General features: G+C 68.9%; 12 protein-coding genes. 5 read left to right on the plus strand and 7 right to left on the minus strand.

The window, feature by feature from the left end; all coding sequences use genetic code 11:
- Positions 1 to 20: 20 nt before the first annotated feature.
- Entirely contained in the window at positions 21 to 461 is a 441-nt protein-coding gene (locus tag JOE46_RS25535) for an Lrp/AsnC family transcriptional regulator (RefSeq protein ID WP_097210503.1), read from the plus strand.
- A 65-nt stretch (positions 462 to 526) separates the two neighbouring features.
- Positions 527 to 1,858 (plus strand): L-lysine 6-transaminase, encoded by a 1,332-nt coding sequence (gene lat, locus JOE46_RS25540; protein WP_209928824.1) that lies wholly within the window; start codon positions 527 to 529, stop codon positions 1,856 to 1,858.
- A gap of 4 nt (positions 1,859 to 1,862) precedes the next feature.
- Here the strand turns inward: lat and JOE46_RS25545 are convergent, their stop codons facing one another.
- On the minus strand, positions 1,863 to 2,741 hold the full coding sequence (locus tag JOE46_RS25545) for a sigma-70 family RNA polymerase sigma factor (protein ID WP_097210505.1): 879 nt from the start codon (positions 2,739 to 2,741) through the stop codon (positions 1,863 to 1,865).
- A 73-nt stretch (positions 2,742 to 2,814) separates the two neighbouring features.
- Between JOE46_RS25545 and JOE46_RS25550 the strand changes: the two genes are divergently transcribed.
- Entirely contained in the window at positions 2,815 to 3,270 is a 456-nt protein-coding gene (locus JOE46_RS25550) for a carboxymuconolactone decarboxylase family protein (RefSeq protein WP_097210506.1), read from the plus strand.
- Positions 3,271 to 3,282: 12 nt separating this feature from the next.
- Here JOE46_RS25550 and JOE46_RS25555 read toward each other — a convergent pair whose 3' ends face one another.
- Complete coding sequence (locus tag JOE46_RS25555; protein WP_097210507.1) at positions 3,283 to 3,924, minus strand: NAD(P)H-dependent oxidoreductase; 642 nt, start codon at positions 3,922 to 3,924, stop codon at positions 3,283 to 3,285.
- Positions 3,925 to 3,975: 51 nt separating this feature from the next.
- Between JOE46_RS25555 and JOE46_RS25560 the strand changes: the two genes are divergently transcribed.
- On the plus strand, positions 3,976 to 4,347 hold the full coding sequence (locus JOE46_RS25560; RefSeq protein WP_209928826.1) for a MerR family transcriptional regulator: 372 nt from the start codon (positions 3,976 to 3,978) through the stop codon (positions 4,345 to 4,347).
- Positions 4,348 to 4,380: 33 nt separating this feature from the next.
- On the plus strand, positions 4,381 to 5,187 hold the full coding sequence (locus tag JOE46_RS25565) for a tyrosine-protein phosphatase (RefSeq protein WP_097210508.1): 807 nt from the start codon (positions 4,381 to 4,383) through the stop codon (positions 5,185 to 5,187).
- Here JOE46_RS25565 and JOE46_RS25570 read toward each other — a convergent pair.
- The 5 genes from JOE46_RS25570 to JOE46_RS25590 all read right to left on the minus strand — a co-directional run bounded on the left by JOE46_RS25570 (position 5,180) and on the right by JOE46_RS25590 (position 10,400).
- Entirely contained in the window at positions 5,180 to 5,515 is a 336-nt protein-coding gene (locus tag JOE46_RS25570; RefSeq protein ID WP_209928827.1) for a hypothetical protein, read from the minus strand. The genes JOE46_RS25565 and JOE46_RS25570 overlap by 8 nt on opposite strands.
- Positions 5,516 to 5,598: 83 nt before the next feature.
- Positions 5,599 to 7,386: an acetyl/propionyl/methylcrotonyl-CoA carboxylase subunit alpha gene (locus tag JOE46_RS25575; RefSeq protein ID WP_097210510.1), complete on the minus strand. Its 1,788-nt coding sequence runs from the start codon at positions 7,384 to 7,386 to the stop codon at positions 5,599 to 5,601.
- A 188-nt stretch (positions 7,387 to 7,574) separates the two neighbouring features.
- A complete protein-coding gene (locus JOE46_RS25580; protein ID WP_097210511.1) occupies positions 7,575 to 8,987 on the minus strand; it encodes a condensation domain-containing protein in 1,413 nt (470 codons plus the stop codon).
- A gap of 106 nt (positions 8,988 to 9,093) precedes the next feature.
- Positions 9,094 to 9,507 carry a SufE family protein gene (locus JOE46_RS25585; RefSeq protein WP_097210512.1) on the minus strand — a complete coding sequence of 138 codons (414 nt, stop codon included), beginning with the start codon at positions 9,505 to 9,507 and terminating at the stop codon, positions 9,094 to 9,096.
- Positions 9,504 to 10,400 carry a sulfurtransferase gene (locus tag JOE46_RS25590; protein WP_097210513.1) on the minus strand — a complete coding sequence of 299 codons (897 nt, stop codon included), beginning with the start codon at positions 10,398 to 10,400 and terminating at the stop codon, positions 9,504 to 9,506. Before JOE46_RS25590 ends, JOE46_RS25585 begins: the two co-directional genes overlap by 4 nt.
- Positions 10,401 to 10,844 lie beyond the last annotated feature (444 nt).

A 10,844-nucleotide genomic window follows, 5' to 3' on the forward strand; every position in this document is an offset into this window, starting at 1 on the left:
GTCCGCTGAGTTAGCCTGCCTTGGTGCCGGACACACTGGACGAGATCGACACCCTGTTGGTGCGTGAACTGATCGCCGATGGCAGGGCCACGCTGGCGACGCTTGCCGAGAAGGCGGGGTTGTCGGTGTCGGCCGTCCAGACCCGGGTGCGCAGGCTGGAGGCCCGTCAGGTGATCCGGGGTTACGCCGCGAAGGTCGATCCGGAAGCGCTGGGCAACCAGCTCTCGGCGTTCGTCGCGATCACCCCTCTCGACCCGTCCAGTCCCGATGACGCGCCTGCCCGCCTCGAGCACATCCCGGGGATCGAGGCCTGTCATTCGGTCGCAGGGGAGGAGAGCTACGTCCTGCTGGTGCGAGTGGCGTCGCCGCGGGCGCTCGAGGCGCTGCTGCAGGAGATCCGGTCGACCGCGAACGTACGGACGCGCAGCACCATCATTCTGCAAACATTTTACGGTGACTAGCTAAGTGCCGAACAATTTTCCACATACTAGTGACTCTGACAGGATTATTAACATAATCTTGGGGTATGAGCACCGCGATCCGGCGTTCTCGGCCCGTCCCCAGCCTCGCCCCTGACGAGGTGCACGAGGTGCTGCGGGCGAGCCTGCTGGTCGACGGCTTCGACCTGGTCCTGGATCTGGAGCGATCGCACGGGCGGCGGCTCGTCGATCAGCGCGACGGCACCACCTACCTGGACATGTTCGGCTTCTTCGCGTCCTCGGCGCTCGGGATGAACCACCCCGACCTCGCGGCGGACGAGACCTTCCTGGCGGAGCTCACCACCGCCGCGGTGAACAAGCCGAGCAACTCCGACATCTACACCGTGCCGATGGCAGAGTTCGTGCGCACCTTCGTCCGGGTCCTCGGCGACCCGGCACTGCCACACCTGTTCTTCGTCGACGGCGGGGCGCTCGCCGTCGAGAACGCGCTCAAGGTGGCGTTCGACTGGAAGAGCCGGACGAACGAGGCCCGCGGGCTCGATCCGGCGCTCGGCACCAGGGTGCTGCACCTGACCCACGCCTTCCATGGCCGGAGCGGGTACACGCTGTCGCTGACCAACACCGACCCGAACAAGGTCGCGCGGTTCCCGAAGTTCGACTGGCCTCGCATCGACGCCCCCTTCCTCGAGCCCGGCCGCGACGCGGACGAGGCCGACGAGCGGGCGCTGGCACAGGCGCGACTGGCGTTCGATCGACATCCCGACGACATCGCCTGCTTCATCGCGGAGCCGATCCAGGGCGAGGGCGGGGACCACCACTTCAGGCCCGAGTTCCTCCAGCAGATGGCGGCGCTGTGCCACGAGCGCGACGCCCTCTTCCTGCTCGACGAGGTGCAGACCGGCGTCGGACTGACCGGGACCGCGTGGGCGTACCAGCAGCTCGGGCTCGCGCCCGACGTGGTCGCGTTCGGGAAGAAGTCGCAGGTGTGCGGGATCATGGCCGGTGGTCGCGTGGACGAGGTGCCCGACAACGTGTTTCGGGTGGCCTCGCGGATCAACTCGACCTGGGGCGGCAACCTGGCCGACATGGTCCGGGCCCGCCGCATCCTCGAGGTGATCGAACGGGACCGGCTGATCGACCGGGCCCGGCTGCTCGGCGCGCACCTGCTCTCGCGGCTCGTCGAACTGGCCGAGCGGCACCCGACCGTGACCGACCCCCGCGGGCGGGGGCTGATGTGCGCATGCACCCTGGACTCGACCGCCAGGCGCGATGCCCTCGTCACCCAGATGCGCGAACGCGAGCGCGTGCTGATCCTGGCGACGGGGGAGCGCGGCATCCGGTTCCGGCCACCGCTCACGGTGACGGTGGCCGAACTCGACGCCGCAGTCGATGCGCTCGATCGGCTGCTGAGCCGGTAGCGCGTCAGCCCCTGGCTGCCTCCCGCTCGAGGCGCTCCAGGCGAGGGCGATCGGCGAGGATGTGGATCTCGACGATCCGGCCGTTCGTGATGGTCACGGCCATGACCGACTGCAGCAGGCCGTCCGGTGCGTTGACCATTCCGACCGTGCCGTTGACGAGCGCGGGCACGGACGAGTGGGCGAACCGCGCGAAGCTGAGCGCCTGCGCGGACACCGCCTCCGCCCCGCGAACCACCTTCAGGATTCCGACGCCGGTGTCGGCCCTGAGCACCACGTCGGGGTCGAGGACGGCGACGAGGGCGTCGAAGTCGCCGCCCCTGGATGCGGCGAGGAACGCGTCCACGACCTCCCGCTGTCGGGCGAGGTCGGGATCGGGTACCGGGGTCGAGTCCTGGACGCGGCGGCGGGCGCGGCTGGCGAGCTGCCGGGTGGTGGCGGTGGTCTTCCCCACGACGGCCGCCACCTCCTCGAAGGGCACCGCGAACATGTCGTGCAGCACGAAGGCGAGGCGCTCGGCGGGGGTCAGGGTGTCCAGGACCACGAGCAGTGCGAGGCCGACGGAATCGCCGAGCAGCGCCTCGTGTTCGGGGTCGGTGCCCTCCACCGCGCTGACGATCGGATCGGGCAGCTGCTGGTCGTCGATGGAGTCCTCGCGGCGGACCTTGCGAGAGCGCAGCATGTCCAGGCAGACCCGTCCCATGACCGTCGTCAGCCACCCGCCGAGATTCGTGAGGCTCTCGGCCTCGGACCGGCTCAGTCGCAGCCAGGTCTCCTGGATCGCGTCGTCGGCATCGCTGAACGAGCCGAGCATTCGGTAGCCCACCGCCAGCAGATGGGTGCGGTGGTCCTCGAAACGCAGCGCCAAGGAGTCGTTCTCGTCCATCTGTCACATTCTCCCGTCGCGTTCCGTCATCACTGTGACGGACGAAAACCCGGACAACACTGGAGGGGTCATTATGCAGGCACGAATGGGCAACCCGGCAATGGTGGTTCCAGGCGCGATGGAAGCGTTGCTGGCGCTGGGCAAGGCGAGCGAGAGCGGCACCGTTCCGAAGACCACACACGAGCTGGTCCACCTGCGGGCCAGCCAGATCAACGGCTGCAGCGTCTGTGTCGACATGCACGCCCGCGAGCTGAAGAAGGGCGGCGAGTCGGACGAGCGGGTGTTCGCCGTCGCGGCGTGGCGGGAGACTCCGTACTTCACCGACGCCGAACGCGCTGCACTGGCGCTGGCCGAGGCGGTCACCCGGCTCAGCGATCGGGCGGACGCGGTGCCGGACCAGGTGTGGGACGAGGCCGCGGACCTCTACGACGAGCAGGAGTTGGCGTCGCTGATCCTGTCGATCGCCACGGTGAACGTCTGGAATCGGGTGAACGCCGCCACCCGGCAGGTCGCGGGGGCTTGGGGGTAGTAGGCGCCCAGCTCAGGATTCGCCGGCCCGATCGAAGACGAGCTGCGCACGCTGCGCCATGTCGGCGCCGATCTTGTAGCCCTCGGCGATCAGGTGCTCGTGCACCTGCGGGTCATCGGTTTCCGCTCCGAAGAGCAGCCGCACGGACGACTCCTCGATTCGGGAGTATCCCGCGATGCCGTGCTGCAGCTGGGTGGTCATCGCCTCGCGGTAGCCGCGCCGATCGTAGGTTCCGCCGTCGACGGCGGCGACCCCGACGAAGTGCAGCTGGTCGATCGCGCTCGGACCGCCGTCCGGGCCGTCGTCGTAGGCCCAGCCGCGGGTGAACACGCGGTCGATCCAGCCCTTGGCGAGGGCGGGCATGGCCCACCAGTACACGGGGAAGAGGACGACGACCACGTCCGCGGAATCAAGGAGTCGCTGCTCCCGCAGCACGTCGGCGGGGACGGCACCGGCCTGCCGGTAGTGCGCGAGATCCTGCTCGCCGAAGACGGGATCGAATCCCGCTCGAGAGAGGTCGTGCGTCGTGACGGTCGCGTTCCCGTCGGTCTCGATGCCCTGCTCGATTGCGCGGCCGATGGCCCAGGTGGCCGAGTCGTTGTCCGGATGGGCAACCACGAGAACCACGTTCGGTCGAGTCGTTTCGTTTGTCATGCGGCCAACGTAAAGTATGACATTAACGTCAATGTCAAGGGTGGAGGGCTGATGCGGATCAGTGAGCTGAGTGCCGTGACGGGCGCGAGTGCCCGGATGCTTCGTCACTACGAGAGCGCCGGCCTGCTCTCGCCCGGCCGCGACCTCAACGGCTATCGCCGCTACGCGCCCGAGGACGCGAAGACGGTCGACGATGTCCGATGCCTGCTGGCATCGGGTCTGACGTTGTCCGAGGCGGCCGCGATGCTGCACATCGTGTGCGGCGACGAGCCGAACCCATCGGACGACGAGCGCGAGGCCGCTCTGGCCAAGCTCGACGAGCGCAGTCGCCAGTTGGACGCGGGTATCGCGCGTCTGCTTGCCGAGAAGGCGAGCATCCATGAAATCCGTTCAAACATCGAACGAAATTACGGGCGGGCCTGAGAGCGGCGCGGGATCGTGGTCTACCGTGCTGATATGAGCACTTCTTCCACGGTCGGCGCCGGCATTCCCATCCCTTCGGTGCCCAACCTACGCGACATCGGCGGCTACCCGGCGGCAGAAGGGGCCCGGGTCAGGACCGGCGTCGTCTACCGGTCGACCGACCTCGGGCGCGTGGCCGACGGTGACGTCGCCGCGTTGGACGCCCTGGGGATCACCACGGTCTTCGACCTGCGGACCGAATCCGAGCGGGAGCTGCTGCCCGACCGGGCCCCGAGCGGCGCGAAGGAGGTGGCGCTGGACGTCCTCGCGGACACCGACCCGAGCGCGGCCCCGGCGATGATGCAGCACATCCTCACCGACCCGAAGGTGGCGGAGCAGCTGCTCGGCACCGGCGACACCAACGAATTCCTGCTCAAGGTCTACGGAGAGTTCGTCACCCTGCCCAGCGCGGTCTCGTCCTACCGCATGCTGTTCACGGACCTGGCGCGCGCGGAGGGCGCGCCCGCGCTGATCCACTGCACCACCGGCAAGGACCGGACAGGCTGGGCGTCGGCGTCGCTGCTGCTGTTCCTCGGGGTCAGCGAGGAGGACGCGTTCGCGGACTACCTGCTGACCAACGAGCAGCTGCTGCCCTCGTTCGAGCCGGTCTTCGACAAGTTCCGTGCCGCGGGCGGCAACCCCGACCTCCTCCTGCCGATCCTCGGCGTGCGCAGGCCCTACCTCGAGGCCGCGATCGAGCAGGTTCGCTCCGGCTTCGGCGACTTCGAGGGCTACTTCGCGGACGGCCTCGGGATCTCGGCGGCCGACCGGGACGCGCTGCGCACGAACCTGCTCACGTAACAGTCAGCTCCAACGCGCCCTCGGCGAACCGGCGGATGACGGTCGTCGCAGTACCGAGCGCATCCTCGTGCCCTGGACGGGCCCAGCCGGCCAGCGCGGCCCTGGGTCCGTCCAGGGTCAGGCCCACCTCGGCGAGCAGCTCTCCGGTGTTCGGCTGGCACACCGCCCACGAGTAGTGCTCGTCGGACGCCCACTGCGCGGTGCGGGTGGCGACGTAGTCAGGGTCGTCGATCCCGCCGTCGGCGAGGGCGGGCCGGTCGTCGACCCGCTCGTCGGCGCGCAGCGCGCGCAGGTACCAGGCGCCCGCGTTGACCTCGATCGGTTCCATCTACTCGCCGTTCCCGTCTCTCGATGTAATGACGAACGCCCCGACCGCTGATGCGGTCGGGGCGTTCGTCGTTGGATTGCGAGCTACTTGAGCTCGGCCAGGACGGTGCCCTGGGTGATGGCGGCGCCCGGCTCGACGGCCAGTCCGGTCACGATGCCGGCCTTGTGCGCGTTGACGGGGTTCTCCATCTTCATGGCCTCGAGCACGGCGATCAGATCGCCCTCGGCCACCTCCTGGCCCTCCTCGACGGCGACCTTGACGACGGTGCCCTGCATGGGGGCCGTGACGGCGTCACCGGACGCGGCTCCGCCCGCGCCGCCGCCACGCTTGCGCGGCTTCGGCTTCTTGCGGGTGGCACCGTTGGTGGACCCGCCGCCGCCGAGCGAGAACTGCCCGGGCAGCGACACCTCGACGCGGCGTCCGCCGACCTCGACCACGACGGACTGACGCGGCAGCGCCTCGTCCTCGTCGAGCGCCTCACCGGCGGTGAACGGCTCGACGGTGTTCTTCCACTCGTTCTCGATCCACTTGGTGTAGACGTCGAAGCTCTCGCCGTTGCCGATGAACGCGGGGTCCTCGACGATGGCGCGGTGGAACGGGATGACCGTCGCGAGGCCCTCGACGTGGAACTCGGCCAGCGCGCGGCGGGCGCGGGCGAGCGCCTGGTCGCGGGTGGCGCCGGTGACGATCAGCTTGGCCAGCATCGAGTCGAACTGGCCGCCGATGACGGAGCCGGACTCGACGCCGGAGTCCATGCGGACGCCGGGGCCGGTCGGGGGGACGAACTTGGTGACCGGACCGGGGGCGGGCAGGAAGCCGCGGCCCGCGTCCTCGCCGTTGATCCGGAACTCGAAGGAGTGGCCACGCGGTGCCGGATCCTCGGTGAACTCCAGCTCCTCGCCGTTGGCGATCTTGAACTGCTGGAGGACGAGGTCGATGCCGGCGGTCTCCTCGGTGACGGGGTGCTCGACCTGCAGGCGGGTGTTGACCTCGAGGAACGAGACGGTGTCGCCCTGCACCAGGAACTCGACCGTGCCCGCGCCGTAGTAGCCGGCCTCCTTGCAGATTGCCTTGGAGCTGGAGTGGATGCGGGCGCGCTGGTCGTCGGTGAGGAACGGCGCGGGCGCCTCCTCGACCAGCTTCTGGAAGCGGCGCTGCAGCGAGCAGTCGCGGGTGCCCGCGACGATGACGTTGCCGTGCTGGTCGGCGATGACCTGGGCCTCGACGTGGCGGGCCTTGTCGAGGTACTGCTCGACGAAGCACTCGCCGCGGCCGAAGGCGGCGATCGCCTCGCGGGTGGCGGAGTCGAAGAGCTCGGGGATCTCCTCGATGGTGTGGGCGACCTTCATGCCGCGGCCACCGCCACCGAAGGCGGCCTTGATCGCGACCGGGACGCCGTACTGCTTGGCGAACTCCACGACCTCGTCGGCGTTCTTGACCGGGTCCTTGGTGCCTGCGGCCATCGGGGCCTTGGCGCGCTCGGCGATGTGCCGGGCGGTGACCTTGTCTCCGAGGTCGCGGATGGACTGCGGCGAGGGACCGATCCAGATCAGCCCGGCGTCGATGACGGCCTGGGCGAAGTCGGCGTTCTCGGACAGGAAGCCGTAGCCGGGGTGGATCGCGTCGGCACCGGACCGCTTCGCTGCGTCGAGGATCTTGTCGAACACGAGGTACGACTCGGCGGATGTCTGGCCGCCGAGGGCGAAGGCCTCGTCGGCAAGGCGCACGAACGGCGCGTCGGCATCCGGCTCGGCGTACACGGCGACGCTGGCCAGGCCTGCGTCCGCTGCCGCCCGGATCACACGCACGGCGATTTCGCCGCGGTTGGCGACGAGCACCTTGGTGATGTGCGCGCTGGCATGACTGGGCACTGAGCCTCCTGTTTGTCGCAAGGGGTACCCGCTGTTCGATCCCCTTCCGGGGGTCGTACCCGGCGGGGTGGTTACGGGCATCACATCGGAGTGTAGGCATCGCCCACCGGCCCTATGTAATCGGATAGCGAATTCGTCGCGAAGGCCCCGTGGGGCGGCCAAACCCTACTGACCAGTAATTCTTCCGGTCACCGGGTGATCTGGTCCGCGAGCGTGCAGGTACCGGTGCCCACGACCTCCTCCATCAGGTTCCGGAGCCGGCCGAGATAGCGGTGGACGTTGGCCGCCGCCTCACCGGTGTCGGGGTACCGGGCGGCGATGTTCACACCTCGAGGGGTTCGGTTCACCCAGATGTGCACGTCGTGCTCGTACTGCTTGCTCCGCAGGGCCCGCGCGTTCCATTCCGGCCACTGCGTCGCCGCAGGAACGAAGCGCAGATCCATGTAGGAGACGACGAATCGCGGCCTGGCCGCGGTGGTGAGGACCTCACTGACCCGTTCGTAGGGATACCGGGCCGCGGGCTTCGCCGCCGCGATCTGCGCCTGCGCGCGCGCCGCCAGTTCGCCGAACGACTGGGCGCCGTACACGTCGAAGCAGATCGGGCCGAGTCCCACATACCAGCCGACCGACGCGGCCAGCTGCGGGTCGTTCCTGGTGTGCATCGGGGTGACCGCCTCGAATCGCGGCTCGCCCGCGAGCTCGGCTCCGACGATGCCGAGGCACGCGAGGGTGCCCGCGAAGAAGCTGTGACCGAGCTTGCGGCAGGCGAGCGTGAACGCGTCCGCGCCGTCGGCGTCGAGCGCCCACGCGGACACGCCGCTCTGCGGCACCGGGCCGGGGTCGGCGGCGCCGATGTCGAGCGGGAACTCGGGCAGGGTCCCGCCGCAGTGATCGAGGGTCGACCGCCACAGTTCGACCACCGGGTGGCCGGGGTCCAGCTCGGCCGCGGTGTCCCGTTCACGGGCCCCGAAGTCCACGTAGCTGCCCACCGGGAACAGGTCGGCGTCGATGCCGCCGCGGGCCTGCCGGTACAGCGCCTCGATCTCCTGCGCGACGATCACGACGGACAGGCCGTCGATGATCGCGTGGTCGGCCGCGAGGAACACGGTGAAGCGATCGTCGGGGCCGGGCGGCACCAGCGTGGCGAAGGCATACGAGGGCCAGGACAGCGGGGACGTGCAGCCGTCGAACAGCTCGGCCAGGTCGGCGTGGTTCTCTGCACCGCTGGTCCGGTAGCCGTGGCTGCGGGCGGTGACCCGAACCCGCCCCGTCTCGATCGTGTGACGGCTGACCGCGCCTGTGGTCGGGCTGATGCTCGCGTGACTTCGCAGCGCCTCGTGCCGATCGATCCACTCGTTCAGCGCGTGTGCGAGGGCCGCGGTGTCGAGCTGTCCGGTGATCTCGAATGCTGTCCCGAGCCACGATCCGTGTTCGGGACCGGTGGTGCGGGTGGCCTGACGCAGGCGAGCCTCGTGCACGTACGACGCGGGCCGGGGATCGTCGAACCAGGGCGACGATCCGTCGTCGAAGGGCGCGGACGGGAGCCACTCGGTGAGGGTGCCCGCGGAGATGGGGTAATCGGAGAGTTCGGTGAATTCCATTGGCAACATCCAATTCTTGCGAGTGGTGTGCTGATGGATGGGGAGGACAACACTGACCCGCCCGTCCGGGAGTCTACCGGCGGGCGGGTCGGTGTGCAGGTCTCGATCAGTCCGTGAGGTGTCGCTTGATGCGCGTCAGCATCGCGGACATCCCGCGTAGCCGGAGCGGGCTCACCGCCTCCGCGAGGCCAAGCGCCGAATAGAAGTCGGCGGGGACATCGAGAATTGCCTTGGCGCTCTGGCCGTCGAGGCCCTGGTGCAGGATCGACGCGAAGCCTCTTGTCGTCGGCGCCTCGGGTGGGGCGCTGAAGTACAACCGCACGTGCTCCCTGTCGGCGGCGTCGACCGAGAGGAACAGCGGCGACTGGCACTCGGGGACCGGTTCCATCGCCGCCTGCTCGAGCTCGGCGGGCAGATCGGGGAGTTCGCGGCTGAACTCGAGCAACAACTGCAGCTTCTGCTGACCGTCGACGGCGGCGAAGTCGTCGACGATCTCGGCGAGCGGTTCGGGCAGGCTCATGCGGTCGCCGGGACCTCTCCGGGCTCCTCACCCTTGGCGATCGGGACCCGCACCGCGTTGCCCCACTCGGTCCAGGAACCGTCGTAGTTGCGCACCTTGTCGAAGCCGAGCAGGTGGGTGAGCACGAACCAGGTGTGGCTCGACCGCTCGCCGATACGGCAGTACGCGACCACGTCGTCGGTCGGCGCGTAGGCGGCGTAGATCTCTTCCAGCTCCGTGCGGGAGCGGAACCGGCTGTCCGGCGCCGCGGCCTTTGCCCACGGGATCGACGCCGCGGTCGGGATGTGGCCGCCGCGGAGGGCGCCCTCCTCCGGGTAGTCGGGCATGTGGGTGCGCTCGCCGGTGTACTCCTGGGGCGAGCGGACGTCGATCAGCGGTCCCTTGCCCAGGTGCCCGAGGACGTCGTCCTTGAAGGCGCGGATGGCGGCATCGTCGCGCTCGACCACCGGGTAGTCGGTGCGAGGGTTCTCCGGCACGTCGAGCGTGGTGCCCCGGTCCTCCGCGATCCACGCGTCCCGGCCGCCGTCCAGCAGTCGCACGTCCTCGTGGCCGAAGAGGGTGAACACCCACAGCGCGTAGGCGGCCCACCAGTTGCTCTTGTCGCCGTAGATCACGACGGTGTCATCGCGGCTGATGCCCTTGCGGCTCATCAGGTCCGCGAAGGCCTCGCCATCGATGTAGTCGCGGGTCACCGGATCGTTGAGGTCGAGGTGCCAGTCGATCTTCACCGCGCCCGGGATGTGGCCCACGTCGTAGAGCAGCACGTCCTCGTCCGACTCCACGATCTTGACGCCCGGTGCGCCGATGTGAGCGCCCAACCATTCGGAGGTGACCAGTCGTTCGGGATGGGCGTACGCCGCGAAGGAGGGGTTCGGGTCGGGCGCTACGGGCACTGGGGATCTCCTGACGAGGCGGCAAATGGGTCGCCGTCGATTCTAAGCTGACGGCGCCGGGTGTGCCGCCCGCGCCGACGTCGATCGGCGCGGGCCTCGCGCGGGATGAAGTGTATAGTTCGCGGTTTCGGACTCCGGACAACGCCGGTAGGGGAATCGTCGTTAGCCGCCTTGTGGCACGTTGACCTGCATCGATTCGATGTCGAATCGATCCGGGGGCTCCCTTGTAATTTGTCGGACAATTGGACCATTCGCATGCGCGATGCCCGCGGTGTCTCGTAGTCTCCCGCACAGACACGCGCCGATCCGCGTGCGTAATTCGCGTGCCCAGCACTCGCCATCGGCACTGAAGGACCCCGCCGCAAACCACACATTGCCCACGCATCGCCCCATCAACTGGACACTTGCCTAATCGCCGAGTCTCTTCGGGCTTAGCAATCATCT

This window comes from Rhodococcus sp. PvR099 (assembly GCF_017833315.1).
Classification (GTDB): Bacteria; Actinomycetota; Actinomycetes; order Mycobacteriales; family Mycobacteriaceae; genus Rhodococcus_G; species Rhodococcus_G oryzae.

Excerpts from the sequence above, each read along its gene's own strand:
- JOE46_RS25560 (WP_209928826.1), top strand. The coding sequence starts at position 3,976 with ATGCGGATCAGTGAGCTGAGTGCCGTGACGGGCGCGAGTGCCCGGATG.
- JOE46_RS25585 (WP_097210512.1), bottom strand. The coding sequence starts at position 9,507 with ATGAGCCTGCCCGAACCGCTCGCCGAGATCGTCGACGACTTCGCCGCC.
- lat (WP_209928824.1), top strand. The coding sequence starts at position 527 with ATGAGCACCGCGATCCGGCGTTCTCGGCCCGTCCCCAGCCTCGCCCCT.
- JOE46_RS25570 (WP_209928827.1), bottom strand. The coding sequence starts at position 5,515 with ATGGAACCGATCGAGGTCAACGCGGGCGCCTGGTACCTGCGCGCGCTG.
- JOE46_RS25555 (WP_097210507.1), bottom strand. The coding sequence starts at position 3,924 with ATGACAAACGAAACGACTCGACCGAACGTGGTTCTCGTGGTTGCCCAT.
- JOE46_RS25580 (WP_097210511.1), bottom strand. The coding sequence starts at position 8,987 with ATGGAATTCACCGAACTCTCCGATTACCCCATCTCCGCGGGCACCCTC.
- JOE46_RS25550 (WP_097210506.1), top strand. The coding sequence starts at position 2,815 with ATGCAGGCACGAATGGGCAACCCGGCAATGGTGGTTCCAGGCGCGATG.
- JOE46_RS25545 (WP_097210505.1), bottom strand. The coding sequence starts at position 2,741 with ATGGACGAGAACGACTCCTTGGCGCTGCGTTTCGAGGACCACCGCACC.
- JOE46_RS25565 (WP_097210508.1), top strand. The coding sequence starts at position 4,381 with ATGAGCACTTCTTCCACGGTCGGCGCCGGCATTCCCATCCCTTCGGTG.